This window comes from Pseudomonas sp. PDM25 (assembly GCF_019219045.1).
Lineage (GTDB): Bacteria > Pseudomonadota > Gammaproteobacteria > Pseudomonadales > Pseudomonadaceae > Aquipseudomonas.
In genome coordinates, this window is sequence record NZ_JAHUWL010000002.1 from 302,524 (window position 1) to 320,392 (window position 17,869).

Annotated in this window: 15 protein-coding genes; 8 read left to right on the plus strand and 7 right to left on the minus strand. The window is 57.9% G+C overall.

Features of this window, described 5'->3' with window-relative positions; genetic code table 11:
- Positions 1 to 71 precede the first annotated feature (71 nt).
- Positions 72 to 1,769, plus strand: coding sequence for a glutamine--tRNA ligase/YqeY domain fusion protein (locus KW848_RS03890; protein ID WP_134099155.1), 1,698 nt, complete (start codon positions 72 to 74; stop codon positions 1,767 to 1,769).
- A gap of 39 nt (positions 1,770 to 1,808) precedes the next feature.
- On the plus strand, positions 1,809 to 3,191 hold the full coding sequence (gene cysS, locus KW848_RS03895; protein WP_218535832.1) for a cysteine--tRNA ligase: 1,383 nt from the start codon (positions 1,809 to 1,811) through the stop codon (positions 3,189 to 3,191).
- 217 nt (positions 3,192 to 3,408) lie between these two features.
- Here the strand turns inward: cysS and KW848_RS03900 are convergent, their stop codons facing one another.
- Positions 3,409 to 5,256, minus strand: a complete 1,848-nt coding sequence (locus tag KW848_RS03900) for a sigma-54-dependent Fis family transcriptional regulator (RefSeq protein WP_218535835.1) — start codon at positions 5,254 to 5,256, stop codon at positions 3,409 to 3,411.
- A gap of 337 nt (positions 5,257 to 5,593) precedes the next feature.
- On the opposite strand from KW848_RS03900, the gene KW848_RS03905 reads away from it, so the two are divergent.
- Genes KW848_RS03905 through KW848_RS03930 form a run of 6 tightly spaced genes read left to right on the plus strand, consistent with a single transcriptional unit; the run spans position 5,594 to position 11,530 of the window.
- Positions 5,594 to 6,688, plus strand: coding sequence for an ABC transporter ATP-binding protein (locus KW848_RS03905; protein ID WP_192410536.1), 1,095 nt, complete (start codon positions 5,594 to 5,596; stop codon positions 6,686 to 6,688).
- Positions 6,688 to 7,779: an ABC transporter ATP-binding protein gene (locus KW848_RS03910; RefSeq protein WP_218535838.1), complete on the plus strand. Its 1,092-nt coding sequence runs from the start codon at positions 6,688 to 6,690 to the stop codon at positions 7,777 to 7,779. The genes KW848_RS03905 and KW848_RS03910 overlap by 1 nt, the downstream gene beginning before the upstream one ends.
- 2 nt (positions 7,780 to 7,781) lie before the next feature.
- A complete protein-coding gene (locus KW848_RS03915; RefSeq protein ID WP_111448973.1) occupies positions 7,782 to 8,648 on the plus strand; it encodes a carbohydrate ABC transporter permease in 867 nt (288 codons plus the stop codon).
- Between the two features lie 8 nt (positions 8,649 to 8,656).
- Positions 8,657 to 9,457 (plus strand): carbohydrate ABC transporter permease, encoded by an 801-nt coding sequence (locus KW848_RS03920; protein WP_111448972.1) that lies wholly within the window; start codon positions 8,657 to 8,659, stop codon positions 9,455 to 9,457.
- A gap of 10 nt (positions 9,458 to 9,467) precedes the next feature.
- Positions 9,468 to 9,740: a DUF2160 domain-containing protein gene (locus KW848_RS03925; protein ID WP_218535840.1), complete on the plus strand. Its 273-nt coding sequence runs from the start codon at positions 9,468 to 9,470 to the stop codon at positions 9,738 to 9,740.
- 47 nt (positions 9,741 to 9,787) lie between these two features.
- Positions 9,788 to 11,530, plus strand: coding sequence for an ABC transporter substrate-binding protein (locus tag KW848_RS03930; RefSeq protein ID WP_218535842.1), 1,743 nt, complete (start codon positions 9,788 to 9,790; stop codon positions 11,528 to 11,530).
- Positions 11,531 to 11,575: 45 nt separating this feature from the next.
- Here the strand turns inward: KW848_RS03930 and KW848_RS03935 are convergent, their stop codons facing one another.
- The 6 genes from KW848_RS03935 to KW848_RS03955 all read right to left on the minus strand — a co-directional run bounded on the left by KW848_RS03935 (position 11,576) and on the right by KW848_RS03955 (position 17,523).
- Entirely contained in the window at positions 11,576 to 12,451 is an 876-nt protein-coding gene (locus KW848_RS03935; protein ID WP_218535844.1) for an alpha/beta fold hydrolase, read from the minus strand.
- Positions 12,451 to 13,410, minus strand: a complete 960-nt coding sequence (locus tag KW848_RS03940) for a trans-aconitate 2-methyltransferase (RefSeq protein ID WP_218535846.1) — start codon at positions 13,408 to 13,410, stop codon at positions 12,451 to 12,453. Before KW848_RS03940 ends, KW848_RS03935 begins: the two co-directional genes overlap by 1 nt.
- Positions 13,407 to 14,642, minus strand: a complete 1,236-nt coding sequence (locus KW848_RS03945; protein ID WP_218535849.1) for a YcaO-like family protein — start codon at positions 14,640 to 14,642, stop codon at positions 13,407 to 13,409. The genes KW848_RS03940 and KW848_RS03945 overlap by 4 nt, the downstream gene beginning before the upstream one ends.
- Before the next feature lie 43 nt (positions 14,643 to 14,685).
- On the minus strand, positions 14,686 to 14,814 hold the full coding sequence (locus KW848_RS31690) for a hypothetical protein (RefSeq protein ID WP_256365022.1): 129 nt from the start codon (positions 14,812 to 14,814) through the stop codon (positions 14,686 to 14,688).
- A 628-nt stretch (positions 14,815 to 15,442) separates the two neighbouring features.
- The gene (locus tag KW848_RS03950) at positions 15,443 to 16,852 is read right to left on the minus strand and encodes a heavy metal sensor histidine kinase (protein WP_218535850.1); all 1,410 of its coding nucleotides are present in this window, start codon (positions 16,850 to 16,852) and stop codon (positions 15,443 to 15,445) included.
- Positions 16,849 to 17,523 (minus strand): heavy metal response regulator transcription factor, encoded by a 675-nt coding sequence (locus KW848_RS03955; protein ID WP_074880806.1) that lies wholly within the window; start codon positions 17,521 to 17,523, stop codon positions 16,849 to 16,851. Before KW848_RS03955 ends, KW848_RS03950 begins: the two co-directional genes overlap by 4 nt.
- Positions 17,524 to 17,869 lie beyond the last annotated feature (346 nt).

Here is a 17,869-nt window from a genome sequence, read left to right on the forward strand (position 1 = left end):
ATAAGCCCCTTTGTTTTAACCGCCGCTTTGATTTGGCCAACTGGCCGCGCACTTGTACGTTCAAGGATCCTATGAGCAAGCCCACTGTCGACCCTACCTCGAATTCCAAGACCGGCCCTGCCGTGCCGGTCAATTTCCTGCGCCCGATCATCCAGGCGGACCTGGACTCGGGTAAGCACACGCAGATCGTCACCCGTTTCCCGCCTGAGCCCAACGGCTACCTGCACATCGGTCACGCCAAGTCGATTTGCGTGAACTTCGGCCTGGCCCAGGAATTTGGCGGCGTCACGCACCTGCGTTTCGACGACACCAACCCGGCCAAGGAAGACCAGGAATACATCGACGCGATCGAAAGCGACGTCAAGTGGCTGGGCTTCGAATGGTCCGGTGAAGTGCGCTACGCCTCGCAGTATTTCGACCAGTTGCACGATTGGGCCGTTGAACTGATCAAGGCCGGCAAGGCCTACGTCGATGACCTGAGCCCTGAACAGGCCAAGGAATATCGCGGCACGCTGACCGAACCGGGCAAGAACAGCCCGTTCCGTGATCGTTCCGTGGAAGAGAACCTGGACTGGTTCGCCCGCATGAAGGCTGGCGAATTCAAGGACGGCGCACGCGTACTGCGGGCCAAGATCGACATGGCCTCGCCGAACATGAACCTGCGCGACCCGATCATGTATCGCATCCGTCACGCGCATCACCACCAGACTGGCGACAAGTGGTGCATCTACCCGAACTACGACTTCACCCACGGTCAGTCGGACGCCATTGAAGGCATCACCCACTCGATCTGCACCCTGGAGTTCGAAAGCCATCGTCCGCTGTACGAGTGGTTCCTCGAGAACCTGCCCGTGCCGGCGCAACCGCGTCAGTACGAATTCAGCCGTCTGAACCTGAACTACACCATCACCAGCAAGCGCAAGCTCAAGCAACTGGTCGATGAAAAGCACGTTCATGGCTGGGACGATCCGCGCATGTCCACGCTGTCCGGCTTCCGCCGCCGTGGTTACACGCCGAAATCGATCCGCAACTTCTGCGAAATGATCGGCACCAACCGTTCCGACGGCGTGGTCGACTTCGGCATGCTCGAATTCAGCATCCGTGACGACCTCGACCACAGCGCCCCGCGTGCCATGTGCGTGCTGCGTCCGCTGAAAGTCGTGATCACCAACTACCCGGAAGGCCAGGTCGAGAACCTCGAATTGGCGTGCCACCCGAAAGAAGACATGGGCGTGCGCGTTCTGCCGTTCGCCCGTGAGATCTACATCGACCGTGAAGACTTCATGGAAGAGCCGCCAAAAGGCTACAAACGCCTGGAACCGGCCGGCGAAGTGCGTCTGCGCGGCAGCTACGTGATCCGTGCCGACGAAGCGATCAAGGACGCCGATGGCAACATCGTCGAACTGCGTTGCTCCTACGACCCGGAAACATTGGGCAAAAACCCTGAAGGCCGCAAGGTCAAAGGCGTGGTTCACTGGGTGCCGGCTGCGGCCAGCGTCGAATGCGAAGTGCGTCTGTACGATCGCCTGTTCCGTTCGGCCAACCCTGAGAAGGCCGAAGACAGCGCCAGTTTCCTGGACAACATCAACCCTGATTCGCTGCAAGTCCTCACCGGTTGTCGTGCTGAACCCTCGCTGGGCAATGCACAGCCGGAAGACCGTTTCCAGTTCGAGCGCGAAGGTTACTTCGTCGCGGATATCAAGGACTCGAAACCAGGTGCTCCGGTATTCAACCGTACCGTGACCTTGCGTGATTCGTGGGGCCAGTGATTACAGGCCTGACCGGCCTTGATAAATAGGCAACATAAAGTGCTTACGATCTACAACACGCTCACCAAGAGCAAAGAAGTCTTCAAGCCGCTGGATGGCAACAAGGTGCGCATGTACGTCTGCGGGATGACCGTGTACGACTATTGCCACCTGGGCCACGGCCGCAGCATGGTCGCGTTCGACCTGGTGACCCGCTGGTTGCGGTTCAGCGGCTACGACCTGACTTATGTGCGCAATATCACCGACATTGACGACAAGATCATCAATCGGGCCAACGAGAACGGCGAGTCGTTCGAAGCGTTGACCGAGCGCATGATCGCGGCGATGCACGAAGACGAAGCGCGCCTGAACATCCAGAAGCCGGACATGGAACCGCGCGCCACCGGGCATATCCCCGGCATGCACGCGATGATCCAGACCCTGATCGACAAGGGTTACGCCTACGCCCCGGGCAATGGCGACGTGTATTACCGCGTCGCCAAGTTCATGGGCTACGGCAAGCTGTCGCGCAAGAAAATCGAAGACCTGCGCATCGGCGCGCGGATCGAAGTCGACGAGTCGAAACAGGACCCGCTGGACTTCGTACTGTGGAAGGGCGCCAAGCCGGGCGAACCGAGCTGGCCATCGCCTTGGGGCGACGGTCGTCCGGGCTGGCACATCGAGTGCTCGGTGATGTCCACCTGCTGCCTCGGTGAGACGTTCGATATTCATGGCGGCGGCAGCGACCTCGAGTTCCCGCACCACGAAAACGAAATCGCCCAGAGCGAAGCGGCCACCGGCAAGACCTACGCCAACGCGTGGATGCATTGCGGCATGATTCGCATCAATGGCGAGAAGATGTCCAAGTCCTTGAACAACTTCTTCACCATTCGCGACGTGCTGGAAAAGTACCACCCGGAAGTCGTGCGTTACCTGCTGGTGTCGAGCCACTACCGCAGCGCGATCAACTACTCGGAAGACAACCTCAAGGACGCCAAGGGCGCACTCGAGCGTTTCTACCACGCGTTGAAAGGCCTGCCGAGCGTGGCACCGGCCGGTGGCGAAGCCTTTGTCGAGCGTTTCACCCAGGTGATGAACGACGACTTCGGCACGCCGGAAGCCTGTGCCGTACTGTTTGAGATGGTTCGCGAGATCAACCGTCTGCGTGAGAGCGATCTCAATGCGGCGGCCGGTCTGGCGGCTCGTTTGAAGGAGTTGGCGAGTGTGCTGGGCGTGTTGCAGCTTGAGGCGGATGACTTCTTGCAGGCCGGCGCTGAAGGGCGGGTGGATGCGGCTGAAGTTGATGCGCTGATTGCTGCGCGTCTGGCAGCACGTGCTGGTAAAGACTGGGCCGAATCCGACCGTATCCGCGACCAGCTCACCGCGATGGGCGTGGTGCTGGAAGACGGCAAGGGCGGCACGACCTGGCGTCTGGCTGACTGATTGCTGCGTTTGCTACAAACAAAACCCGCCTTGTGCGGGTTTTTGTTTATGCGCAGAGCGCAAGTGCTGCGGTGACAGGGCTGGCGCCTTCGCGAGCAAGCCCGCTCCCACAGTGGTCAGAGGTGGATTTCAATTTTGCGTGCGACACAAATCCCCTGTGGGAGCGGGCTTGCTCGCGAAGGTCTTAAGCTGAAACACTGCCAGTGCAGCTCACTTGTCATTCCGTCTGGCGCAATCGCTTGTAAAGGGTATTACGGCTAACCCCAAGGCGCCGAGCCAGATGCGAAATATTCCCCCCAGCCGCCTGCAACTGCCGATTCAATTCCTCGGCATCATTCAAATCCACCGCCAACGGCTCCGGCGAATCCACCGGCTCCATCTCCAGATCGACAAAAAAATCATCCGGCAAATGCTCCGGTCGCACCGGTTGTTCCTCGGCCATGGCCAGCGCCACCTGCATCACGCTGCTGACCTGGCGCAAATTCCCCGGCCACGGATGACGGCTGAACAACTCCATCACCTCTCGGCTCAGCCCGGCCCACTGCGATGGTTCGCGGTGCTGTTCCCACAGACGTTTGAACAAGGCCTCTTTATCACTGCGTTCTCTTAATGGCGGCAGTTCCAGGGTCAAACCACCAATCCGGTAATACAAATCCTCACGAAACCGCCCCAACTGCACCTGTTCGCGCAGCGAGCGGTTGGTCGCCGAAATAATCCGTATATCCACCTGGAACAGCTCGCTGCTGCCCACCGGTTGCACGCAACGCTCCTGCAACACTCGCAGCAGTCGAGCCTGAGTCGGCAACGGCATATCGCCGATTTCATCGAGGAACAGGGTGCCTTTGTCGGCCTTGCGGATCAGACCGATGCTGCCTTTCTGGTTGGCGCCGGTAAACGCGCCTTTCTCGTAACCAAACAGTTCGGACTCCACCAGTTCGGCGGGGATGGCTGCACAGTTGACGGCAATGAACGGTTGTTTGTTGCGCGAACTGGCCTGATGCAGGGCTTTGACGAAGACTTCCTTGCCGACCCCGGTTTCGCCGTGGATCAACAGCGGAATGTCTTTTTCCAGCAACCGCTCGGCCTGGCGCACGGCTTTTTCCACGCGGCTGTCACCGAAATGCAGTGTATTGAGGCTGATCGCTGCGGTTGCTGGCGCCGTGAGTTCAGTGCTCTTTGTTTCAGAAAATTGCCGCGCCTGAATCACTGCCTGTTTCGGCCGCTTCAACAGGCACTGAAAGCGGTTGCGCCCCGAGGTTTGCAAGGCAAACGGCAGGCCGTCCGGCTGGTTCAACAACTCCAGCAGCGAGACCTTGAACAGGCTTTCGACACTGACCCGCGACAGACTGATGCCCAGCAGATTGTCAGCCCTGCGGTTGGCCGACAGCACCTGGCCGGTTTCATCGAAGATCAGCAGCCCGGCCCATTGGCTGTCGAGGTTATTCAGCCCGGTGTTGAAGGTCAGCTGGAAATGTTGGCCATGGAACAGGTTGAGGATCAGCCGGTTTTCCACGGTCTGACTCATCATCTTGACCATGCCAAGCGTGTGCGACGGCGGCAGGTAGCTATCGCTGGACACATCCAGCACCGCGATGACCTTGCGTTCGGCATCGAAAATCGGTGCGGCGGAACCGGTCATGAAACGGTTGGCCTTGAGGAAATGTTCATCGTGCTCGATGTGCACCGCCTGCTCGCAGGCCAGCGCGGTGCCGATCGCATTGGTGCCGCTGCAACGCTCCATCCAACTGGCGCCAGCGCTGAAACCGCGGGTCAGGCTCGGCTCGATGAAACGCTGGGTGCCCCAGGACGTCAGTACCTGGCCCTGATTGTCGGCGAGCATGATCAGGCAGTTGGAGTTGCTGAGGATGTTCTCGTAATACGGCAGGACTTCCTGGTGAGTGGTTTGCACCAGTGAGTGCTGGCTCTCCAGCAGTTGCGCAATGCCCTCGGCCGGCAGCTGATCGAACGCCGGGGCGCTCTGATGATTGAGGCCGAACGCGCGGCATCGGGACCAGGAGTCCTGAATGATGGCGTCGTGGGAGAGCGGCAGGGCGGGTGCGGCCATGGCATTCAGCCTCTGAATAATGCTTTTTATTGTTGTTATGAGATTCCATGTGGGAGCGGGCTTGCTCGCGAATGCGGTGGGTCAAACACCAATAATGTGTCTGACAGTCCGCATTCGCGAGCAAGCCCGCTCCCACAGAGTGTTGTTCACTATTGTTCATTGTCAACCACCGGATTGTTCAATTGTTCAGTCGCGGTTGTTCATTTCTGTTCAGCAACGAACGCGGTTTTTCTTCCATTTGCAGGATTCTCAAGCCGGATCAACGGCTTGCAATTTCTGGCACGAATGTCGCTCTGTAGCTCCGGTCGCTTGACTCCAATAATAAAAAGGCCGAGCCATGTCATTAACCCTGGAGCACGTCAGCCGCACCGTCGAGGGCCAGACCTGGATCGACGATGCGTGCCTTAATTTCGAAGCCGGATCCTTCAACGTTTTGCTCGGGCGCACGCTGTCCGGCAAAACCAGTCTCATGCGCCTGATGGCCGGTCTGGACAAGCCCGACAGCGGCCGCATCCTGATGAACGGCGTCGACGTCACCCAGCGCCCGGTGCGTTTGCGCAATGTGTCGATGGTCTATCAGCAATTCATTAACTACCCGACCATGACGGTGTTCGAGAACATCGCCTCGCCCTTGCGCCAGGGCGGCGTTTCCAATGAGCTGATCCAGAGCAAAGTGCTGGAAACCGCGAAGATGTTGCGCATCGAGAAATTTCTCCAGCGCCATCCGCTTGAACTCTCCGGCGGTCAGCAACAGCGCACGGCGATGGCCCGGGCGCTGGTCAAGGACGCCGAGCTGATTCTGTTCGACGAACCGCTGGTGAACCTCGACTACAAGCTGCGCGAAGAACTGCGTCAGGAAATGCGCGAACTGTTCAAGGCTCGCCACACCATCGCCATCTACGCCACCACCGAACCCAACGAAGCCCTGGCGCTGGGCGGCACCACCACGATTCTTCACGAAGGCCGGGTGATTCAGAGCGGCAAGTCTTCCGAGGTTTATCACCAGCCGCAAACCGTGCTGGCCGCGGAGCTGTTCTCCGAGCCACCGATCAACCTGATGCCGGGGCGTATCGCCGGCAACGAAGTCAGCTTCGCCAATTTCGTACACTTCCCGCTCAACGTCGATCTGCGGCCGGTGGGTGAGGGTGAGTTCCGCTTTGGCGTTCGGCCCAGCCATATTTCGTTGGTGCCAAGCAACGATGATGACCTGGAGCTGGCGGTGACCGTCGAGGTGGCTGAGATCAGTGGGTCGGAAACCTTCCTGCACGTGCGCAACGAGCATTTCCTGTTGGTGCTGCACTTGCCCGGCGTTCACGAATACGACGTCGATGCGCCGATTCGGATCTATATCCCGACCCATAAACTGTTTGTCTTCGATACGCAGGGGCGGCTGGTCCAGGCGCCCGGTCGCCGTATCGCGAGGGTTGCCTGATGGCCGAAATCCGTTTGCAGCACCTTGCCCACAGTTACACCCGTACGCCGACCGGGCCCGAGGATTATGCGATTCGCGAGATGGACCACGTCTGGGAGCAGGGCGGTGCCTATGCCTTGCTCGGGCCTTCGGGCTGCGGCAAGTCGACCTTGCTCAACATCATTTCCGGATTGCTCAGCCCGTCCCAGGGCCAGGTGCTGTTCGACAGCAAAGTGGTCAACGAGCTGACCCCGGAGAAGCGCAACATCGCCCAGGTTTTCCAGTTTCCGGTGGTCTACGACACCATGACGGTGTTCGATAACCTGGCCTTCCCGCTGCGTAATCAGGGCATGGGCGAGGCGAAAATTCATAGCAAGGTGCAGGAAATCGCCGAAGTCCTTGACCTCCAGGCGCTGCTGAGCAAGAAGGCGCGCAACCTCACCGCCGATGAAAAACAGAAAGTCTCCATGGGCCGTGGGCTGGTGCGCGATGACGTGTCGGCGATCCTGTTCGATGAACCGCTGACCGTGATCGACCCGCACCTGAAGTGGAAATTGCGACGCAAGCTCAAACAGATCCACGAGCAATTCAACATCACCATGGTCTACGTCACCCACGATCAGCTCGAAGCCTCGACCTTCGCCGACAAGATCGCGGTGATGTATGGCGGGCAGATTGTGCAATTCGGTACGCCGCGAGAACTGTTCGAGCGGCCGAGCCACACCTTTGTCGGCTATTTCATCGGCAGTCCGGGAATGAACCTGATCGAGGTTCAGCCGCAGCCAGGCGGTGTCGGTTTTGCCTCGACTCATTTGCCGCTTTCCGATGCTCAACAGAAACGCGTTGCCGAGTCCGAGTGGAAAACCCTGAAGGTCGGCATCCGTCCAGAGTTCGTGCACGTGTGGGATGAGCCGTTTGATGAGGCGATGCAGGCACAGGTCGTACACGTCGAAGACCTTGGCACCTACAAGATCATGACCCTGAACCTCGACGGCGCGCCTTTGAAAGTGCGCCTGGCCGAAGACAAGCCAGTGCCTGAGGGAACCGCCTACATCAGCTTCCCGGCTCAATGGTTGATGGTGTATGCCGACGAATATCTCTTGGAGACGTAGCCATGAACAAGGTGCAGAACAACAAGGCCTGGTGGCTGGTGTTGCCGGTGTTTTTGCTGGTGGCGTTCAGTGCGGTGGTCCCGATGATGACGGTGGTCAACTACTCGGTGCAGGACATTTTCGACCAGTCCAGCCGCTACTTCGTCGGCGCCGACTGGTACAAGCAAGTGCTGCTCGATCCGCGCCTGCATGACTCATTGCTGCGTCAGTTCATTTACTCCGGCTGTGTGCTGCTGATCGAAATCCCGCTGGGCATCGCCATCGCCCTGACCATGCCGATCAAGGGCCGCTGGTCATCGCTGGTGCTGATCATCCTGGCGATACCGTTGCTGATTCCGTGGAACGTGGTGGGGACGATCTGGCAGATCTTCGGTCGGGCGGACATCGGCCTGCTGGGGTCGAGCCTCAATGCCATGGGCATCAGCTACAACTATGCGGCCAACACCATGGACGCCTGGGTCACGGTGCTGGTGATGGACGTCTGGCACTGGACATCGTTGGTGGCGCTGTTGTGTTTCTCGGGGCTGCGGGCGATTCCGGACGTGTATTACCAGGCGGCACGGATTGATCGGGCCTCGGCCTGGGCGGTGTTCCGACACATCCAGTTGCCCAAGCTCAAGAGCGTATTGCTGATCGCGGTGATGCTGCGGTTCATGGACAGTTTCATGATCTACACCGAGCCGTTCGTGCTGACCGGTGGTGGTCCGGGCAATGCCACGACCTTCTTGAGTCAGACCTTGACCCAAATGGCCGTAGGGCAATTCGACCTCGGCCCGGCGGCGGCTTTCTCGCTGGTGTACTTCCTGATCATCCTGTTGGTGTCGTGGCTGTTCTACACCGCCATGACTCACTCTGACGCCAATCGGTGAGGCCCGCCATGAGCAAGAGAAAGCTGATTCCACTGCTGATCTACATCCTGTTCCTGCTGGTGCCGATCTACTGGTTGCTGAACATGTCCTTCAAGAGCAACAACGAAATCCTCGGCGGTCTGACGCTGTTTCCCCAGGATTTCACCTTCGCCAACTACAAGGTGATCTTCACCGACCCGAGCTGGTACACCGGTTACCTCAACTCGCTGTACTACGTGAGCCTGAACACGGTGATTTCGCTGAGCGTGGCATTGCCGGCCGCGTATGCGTTCTCGCGCTATCGGTTCCTCGGTGACAAGCACCTGTTCTTCTGGCTCTTGACCAATCGCATGGCGCCGCCGGCGGTGTTTTTGCTGCCGTTCTTCCAGTTGTATTCCTCGATTGGTTTGTTCGACACCCACATCGCGGTGGCACTGGCTCACTGCCTGTTTAACGTGCCGTTGGCGGTGTGGATTCTTGAGGGCTTCATGTCTGGCGTGCCGAAGGAGATCGACGAAACCGCCTACATCGACGGCTACAGTTTTCCCAAGTTCTTCGTGAAGATTTTCGTTCCGCTGATTGGTTCCGGGATCGGCGTGACGGCGTTTTTCTGCTTCATGTTTTCCTGGGTCGAACTGCTGCTGGCACGGACGCTGACGTCGGTCAACGCCAAACCGATTGCGGCGGTGATGACGCGCACAGTCTCGGCATCCGGCATCGACTGGGGCGTGCTGGCGGCGGCGGGGGTGTTGACTATCCTGCCAGGCATGTTGGTGATCTGGTTTGTTCGCAACCACGTGGCCAAGGGCTTTGCCCTGGGCCGGGTCTGAGGAGCTGATGATGGAATGGATGAGTTGGACCGGCCCTACGGCGGCATTCTTCACCGTCATTGCCCTGATCCTGGTGGGCATGACGACCTGGGAACTGCGTTCGCCGAGCATTCTTCGCCGTGGTTTGTTGCCGATTGCCACCACCCGTGGCGATCGGTTGTTTATCGGTCTTCTCGGCAGCGCCTACCTGCATTTGCTGGTAATCGGCGTCACCGACTGGAGCATCTGGGTTGCGTTCGCGTTGTCCCTGGTGTGGCTGTTGGCTGTGATGCGTTGGGGCTAGTCGAATCGCTCGGCAAAGTTGCTCCGAAACCCTAAAAGGAGGTCTCTATGTTCGACAAAAACAATAAGCTGCGACATAGCGTTTCATTGGCAGCCATGCTGGCACTCAGCGGGCTGAGTGCTGCAGCCTGGGCCGATGCCTATGAAGACGCCGCCAAGAAATGGATTGGCAGCGAATTCAAACCGTCCACCCTGACCGAAGCCCAACAGCTCGAAGAGCTGAAGTGGTTCATCAAGGCGGCCGAGCCGTTTCGCGGGATGGACATCAAAGTCGTCTCCGAAACCCTGACCACTCACGAATACGAGTCCAAGGTGCTGGCCAAGGCCTTTACCGAGATCACCGGGATCAAGGTGACCCACGATCTGCTGCAAGAAGGCGACGTGGTGGAAAAGCTGCAGACCGTGATGCAGTCGGACAAGAGCATCTATGACGGCTGGGTCAACGACTCGGACCTGATCGGTACGCACTTTCGCTACGGCAAGACCGAATCGATCACCGACCTGATGGCCAACGAAGGCAAGGCGTATACCTCGCCAACCCTGGACATCAAGGACTTCATCGGCATTTCCTTCACGACAGCGCCCGACGGCAAGATCTACCAATTGCCTGATCAGCAGTTCGCCAACCTCTACTGGTTCCGCGCCGACTGGTTCGAGCGGCCGGAGCTGAAAGCCAAGTTCAAGGAAAAATACGGCTACGAATTGGGCGTGCCAGTGAACTGGTCGGCCTATGAAGACATCGCCAAATTCTTCAGCGAAGACGTCAAGGAAATCGACGGCAAGCGCATCTACGGGCACATGGACTATGGCAAGAAAGATCCGTCCCTGGGCTGGCGCTTCACCGATGCCTGGTTCTCAATGGCCGGTGGCGGCGACAAGGGTTTGCCCAACGGTTTGCCGGTGGACGAGTGGGGCATTCGTGTCGAAGACTGCCATCCGGTGGGTTCCAGCGTGACCCGTGGCGGCGATACCAACGGCCCGGCCGCGGTGTTTGCCACCACCAAATACGTCGACTGGCTGAAGAAGTACGCGCCACCGGAAGCGGCAGGCATGACCTTCTCCGAATCCGGTCCGGTACCGTCCCAGGGCAACATCGCCCAGCAGATCTTCTGGTACACCGCGTTCACCGCCGACATGACCAAGCCGGGTTTGCCAGTGGTGAATGCCGATGGCACGCCGAAATGGCGCATGGCGCCATCGCCGCGCGGGCCATACTGGGAGCAGGGCATGAAACTGGGGTATCAAGACGTGGGTTCCTGGACGTTCATGAAGTCCACGCCTGAGAAGCAAAAACTCGCGGCCTGGCTGTATGCGCAGTTCGTGACTTCGAAAACCGTATCCCTGAAGAAAACCATCGTCGGCCTGACGCCGATCCGCGAGTCGGACATCAACTCGCAAGCCATGACCGACCTGGCACCGAAACTCGGTGGTCTGGTCGAGTTCTATCGCAGCCCGGCCCGCGTGCAATGGACCCCGACCGGGACCAACGTGCCGGACTATCCGCGTCTGGCACAACTGTGGTGGAGCCATATCGCCGAAGCCGCCAGTGGCGATAAAACCCCGCAACAGGCGCTCGATGGTCTGGCCAAGGATCAAGACGCGATCATGACCCGTCTGGAACGCTCGAAGGCGCAAGCCACCTGCGCCCCGAAAATGAACCCCGAGCGCGACGCGCAGTACTGGTTGGATCAACCGGGTGCACCGAAGCCAAAACTGGCGAACGAGAAGCCTAAAGGTGAAACCGTGAGCTACAACGAACTGCTGAAATCGTGGGAGTCGGCGCGTAAGTAACAGACCATTAGCCGTGTTGGACGGCACCTTCGGGTGCCGTTTTTGTTAACGGTCACTTTTACGTTTCAGTGACTGTTGCACGGCCTTCAGTATCGGGAGGTCGAAGGCGTTGTGTCCGGCGTGGAGCAGACGACAACGAATGTTCTGGCGCTGACGAAGCCAACGCACACTGGACATGCCGAAGGTGTCCCTGATGCCTTGTATCACCAGGGTATTGGCGTCGAGCGAAAGACTCTCGTCCGCTCGTGTGAAGTAGTAATGATTAACGTGGTAATGCAACTCCAGCCGGATGGCGCGCACGGCTTCTTCATTGACGAAGTCTTCGAGTGCGCACAGGCGCATTGATTGCCCATTCAATTGCAAAATGGTCTGCAGCCAATGGATGGCTGCCTGACGCTGTTGTACCTCGCAACCATGGCTCAATATCTGGTAGATACCTCGCGCACTGGCGCCACTGGAGCCATTGGTTATTTCAGATAAGCGTTCGCTCAAGGTTTTATCGTAGGCACTGACATTCGCCGAGAACGGCACAAACACCGAGACCAGTGTGGTTTTCAGAACGGCCTCGGGATAGCGCTGCTGGTATTGAATGGCCAGCCAGCTTCCCCATGAAACGCCCAACAAGCTGATTTTGTCGAAACCAAAATGCCGACGCAGGGCATCGATGTCTTCAACGGATAGCCCGGTGTTGTTGTGTCGCAGCTCGCCGAGAGGGCGGGAGCGCCCGCAGCCACGCTGGTCGAACACAATGATGTCGAAACATCGCAGATCAAAGAACTCAAGGTGATGGGAAGTACAGCGACCACCCGGGCCACCGTGCAGGAAAAATATCGGTTCGCTGCCCGGTGTACCGTGCCGCTCCCAGTAAAGATGGTGGCCGTCGCCGGTTGGGTAGTAGCTTTTGTTCAGGAAGGCAGCCATCAGAGGGGAGCCCTCAGCCGATAGAACTGAAACAATTCCTTGTGTCCAGGGCGGGCCGCTACGCTGGAAACCAGCTCCAGTTTCAATACCTGGGCCATGTAGGGAACAGCGATCAATACGGGCGTATGGCCGAAAATGATAAGGGTGCCACCCGGGTTCACACACGGTGCCATATCGTGCAATGTTTGCTGCGCGTCGGTGCGAGTCATCACTTCGGCATTGAGAAAGCGCAGTATCAGCACATCACATTTAACGCCGGTTGAGGCGACGTTGCGGGCGTCGGCCAGGTAAAACTCGGCGGATGAGGTGCCATGACGAAATTTTGCGTGCTCGATCATCGAAACTGATCGATCAGAGCCCAGACAACGACGATCCGGGAGCTCGCGGGCCAGGTGCGCAATGAACTCACCAGTCGAGCACGCCGGATCATGGATCACTGTGCCAGCGCTCGATATCGTTTTGAGCAAGGCAGCACAATGCTGGCGAAAGTGACTTTCGTCGGCATCCAGTTGCGAGACGAGCGACTCAGTGCACTGCCAGTATTCGGGCGGGCATACAAACTCCTGCCCGGTGTCATCAGTGGCAGCAAACGGGAAATAGACTTCGCTGTCCGGCTGAGTCTGCGCAATGTGGAAAGCCGTTTCCTTTTCTTGCGGAGTAACCCCTCGAAAAGTGATCACTGCACCTTCATTACCCCAATGCAGTTGAGCCAGTGGGCCGAGCAACATCCAGGGCCTTAGCAGGCTGTTGATGTGCCAGCCGTCAGGCTCGGTATATTGCAGGACTTTTCGGCCTACCCAGTCGCGCTCATTGATACGCAAAACGAAGAGATGGTGCAGTCCTGGCCCCAAGGGTTCGATGTAGCGATTGAGTTCGCCCGGGGGGGCAAGGGAATGGACGAAGGTGTCAGCCAGCCGTTGTTCTCGAAGGGGGGCGTTCGTATCGAATCGAAGGTTCATGCCGGCACTCCCAGCCTGTTTTCCAGGCGCTGCCCCCGAGCCTGCGGGATCACCACATTGCCGCTGGAAACAACGAAAAAACGCTCCAGCCCCGGAATGACGACATTGACTAGCGTGGTCCCGAGTTCGGTCTGATGAAGCTGTGCAATGCCCAGCGTGCGCCCATGCCGGTGCAGGTCTTCGGCCAGCGAGTCGATTTGCTCGGCCAATGACCGCTCATCGTAGGCGACGGGCAAGTTCACCGTTTGCTGCTCGCACAGGTTCAACAGTGGATACAGATCGAATCGCAGGCAGCGTAATAGGCGAGGGAATTTAGTCAAATGACGTTGGGCGTTGTTCAAATAGTCCCTGAACTCAGGTTCCGAGGCCGAGTGATGCAACTGCACCAGCTCGGTCAGCGCTCGCCACGCGCCGTGTCTGGCACTGATCGAGCAACCGGTGCCGAAGACTCGTGGCTGGGCGCAAGCAGCGGTTGAAAAGGCCAAAAAGGTTCGTGCAAGAAATTCAGTGCTGATGTCGACAAGGACAATCTCGGCGCCGATCTCCGTTTCGGCGTCCAGCCATAGCCGACCCAGAGCGTCTTGAGCGGACAGGCGCGCGATGCGGCGCAAGGGCGGGTGGACTTCGTAGTAAAAGTGTTTCAGTAGAAACAACGAAAGTGCATCACGCTCTATGCATTCATTGGCTGCATGCAAAACCGCCTCGTTATAACTTGCGCCAATAGCCGTTCCACTATTGCTGGCATAACGCTGCAGTGCGCCATAGTTCGTTGTGTCTTGATCCGGCGCCTGCCGTGAATAGCCGGGAGTGCTCAGGGCGACCGGATAAGAAAATGTAGTGTTATTTAAAACGCTGGTATACGTTCGGCAGCCTGTTAAGGCATTGGGTTGTTTGACGATATGTGCAAGGACAGTGTCGTCGGCAAATAGTGGCGTTTCGGAAAAATACCGCGGGGCTATATAGTGAATATCGGAAGTGTTGAACGAGTCACTTAAATAATGTTCCAGCGTTTCATAAAGCGCACCGACACGGGCGTGTTGTGGGTAACCTTTACCCGATCCTCTGGCGGTACGATGTGGATCGGTGGCGCTGACAGAAACGTGCACAGCGACGATCTGCCGGCCAAGTGTGCGGGTGTCGACGCTGAGTCCCAGGCCATCCAGTTCGGCACCAATCCTCTGCTCTGCCTGCTCCAGGCTGAGCTCTCGTTCAGCATTTGTGAACCTGTTCATTGTCCGTTCCCTTGAGAAACGGGGGGCCGTGGCCCCCCGTTTTTTATACAGCTTCCAGTTCGGCCTGCTCGGCCTCAGTCAGTTGCAGTTCTTCGATTTGCTCTTCCGTAGGGGCTTCCTGTTGTTCAAGATCGATAACTTTGTTGGCGTTCCAGCTACTCATGTAACCCATGATTGAACTCTCTTTGTTAGAAGTTTGATGTGCCTTATCGAGCACGGAGTAAATGTATAAGTCAGATGTTGGATCGGTCAAAAATGACTGGAAGTTTCAATGTGGCTTTTCAAGGGTGGATGAAATACGTACACATCATTTGTCGGATTGACGATTTTTTCGTGATTAATGGGTGGTCGCTGAATAGGACAGTATTTAAAAACATACTCGCCCAACGATTTTGGCGTACGCATTTGTCTGAAATTTCAGCTGCATGGGGGGGTTAAATCGTGGTGACTGCGATTTGTGATCCTTTGGATGCTGTGCGCAACGACTTTGCCTATAACGCACAAAGACGTTTCAAACAAAACGGCGTGTTGAGTCAGCGGCTTTTTACCGCCGAATCTGCGTTCGGACCCACAAATGCAAAACGGCACCCGAACAGACGGTGTGAAAACGCACTGAAGGTGGTTTCACACCGTCTGATCAGGTGCCGTTTTCTTTGGCGCCTGTTCCATTGCGATCGCGAGCAAGCCCACACAGGTTCCAGTGATGTCTACAGATTCTGTGGCCACCCCCAATCACTGTGGGAGCCGGGCTTGCTCGCGAAGGGGCCGGCCCGGACATTGGAGGCCTGGAGCCGGACACCTCAGCGCGCCACCCCCTCAACCGCAGGAAATCCCAACCGAAACACCGTCATCGCCCCCGGCAAGCTCTTCACCTCGGCCACCCCCTGATGCAGGCTCATGATCGACCGCACAATCGCCAACCCCAGCCCGGTGCTGCCCTGTGAACGCGAGCGGCTGCTGTCGACCCGGTAGAACCGATCAAACAGGTGCGGCAGATGCTGTGCCTCAATCCCCGCGCCAGGGTTGCTGACCAGCAACGAAACCTGGGTCGCGCCGCGCTCGATCAGAAGCGTCACGGTTTTCCCGACCGGGCAGTGGCGCAGCGCGTTGGACAGCAAATTCGAGATCGCCCGTTGAATCATCAACCGGTCACCCATCACCCGCGCACTGCCGACCACGTTCAGATGGATCTGCTTGTCCTGCGCCGACAGGGAAAACATCTCGGCGAGTTTCCAGGCTTCTTCTTCCAGGGCAACCGACTCGAACGGCGCGAGCGCCGACGGATGACTGACCTGTGCCAGAAACAGCATGTCCGAGACAATCCGCGCCACGCGCTCCAGCTCTTCAGTGCAGCAAACCAGCACATCCTTGTACTCATCCACGCTGCGTTCGCGGGACAACGTCACCTGCGCCTTGCCCATCAAATTGTTGATCGGCGTACGCAACTCATGCGCCAAATCATCAGAGAACTGCGACAGCTGCTGCACACCGGCATCGAGGCGATGCAGCATAAAGTTGATGCCCTGCGCCAGTTCGCTCAGCTCCTGGGGCATGTTCACCACCGACAGCCGATGATCCAGATCCTGGGTCGAGACCATCGCCGCCACTTTGCGAAATTCACGCATCGGCGCCAGACCGCGCTGCACCGCGCCCCAGGCACTCAGTCCGATAAAGATCAGCAGCAACGGCAAGGCAATCAGGGTCGAGCGCAGGTAGGCGCTGAGCAAGGCCTCATCGTGGGCGTTGTCCATCGACAACAGCACCGGGACGCGGGTGCCGTCCTTGAGGCTGATCAGCCTGGACGCCGTGAGGAATTTCGCCCCCTTGGCGTCGGTGTTGGTGGTGTAGGCCAACTCGTCGCTGACGGCCCGCACCGCCTTCAATTCAAGTCGCGGATCGGCCATGCCGGTGCCGGATTTGAGCAGTTGCGTGCGCAGGTTGTTGCGGTCGTAAATGGTTAGCGTGAGGTTGTCATGGCCCATGACCTGATCAAGCAGGATGTGCGGTTTCGCCCTGATTTCGCCGGGATCGGTGTACAGCGACAGGCTGTGTTCAACCTGCTCCATCTTCTTTTCCAGACTGTCCCTGGATAACTCGTTCAGCTCATGGGTCAGGGCGAAATACGCCAGGATCGCCAGGAACACCACGAGCAGCGCGCCGAGAATACTGACCGTCAGCCCCAGCCGCATCGACAGGCTGGCCGGCTTCATTCCCGCGACTCCAGCACGTAGCCGACACCGCGCAGGGTGTGGATCAATTTGTTGTCGAACGGGTCATCGATCTTCGCCCGCAAACGCCTGATCGACACTTCGACCACGTTGGTGTCGCAGTCGAAGTTCATGTCCCACACCAGGGAAATGATCTGGGTACGGGTCAGCACTTCGCCGGACTGGCGCATCAACAGATGCAGCAGGGCGAACTCCTTGGTGGTCAGGTCGATACGCTGTTCGCCACGAAACGCACGATGACGGCCAGGGTCGAGTTCCAGGTCGGCGACTTTCAGTACCTGCGGCACCGGGATGTTCTCGCTGCGACGCATCAGAGAGCGCACCCGTGCCAGCAATTCCGGAAACTCGAACGGCTTGAGCAGATAATCGTCGGCGCCCAGATCGAGGCCACGAATCTTGTCAGCCAGGCGACCGCGCGCGGTGAGCATCATCACCCGCGTGGAGTGGGTGCGACGCAGTTGTTCCAGCACGCCCCAGCCGTCCAGTTCCGGCAGATTCACATCCAGAATGATCAGGTCATAAACCTGTTGTTGCGCCAGATGCAATCCATCGGCGCCGTTGGCGGCGTGGTCAACGATATAACCACTTTCCGTCAGTCCCTGATGTAAGTATTCGGCAGCTTTAAGCTCGTCCTCGACGACAAGGATTCGCATGATCAATCACCACTTTCATTGAATGAATATTTAATTAAGGTGGCCGGGAAAGTTGTTGTTTTTGTAAGGGCTTCCGGACGGGTTTGAATAACGACTCACTAATTTTCTACAGTACTTTCTCCGTTTGCAGGCGTGCACGGTAAAGGCTGTAGTGACTACAGAGTCAACCGATTACTCGGTGTTGAGGCTTTAAAACCGCAGTCTGCGACAGCCTGTCGCAGCAGGCGGGAACAAATCCATCTGCCTCATGAGCGCTGGATTGAGACAAGTGCTGTTCGGCGGATGACGGTACATCATTTGTTTCTATGTATTGCTAGTTAGGTATTTGCACTTTGCATGCTAAAGC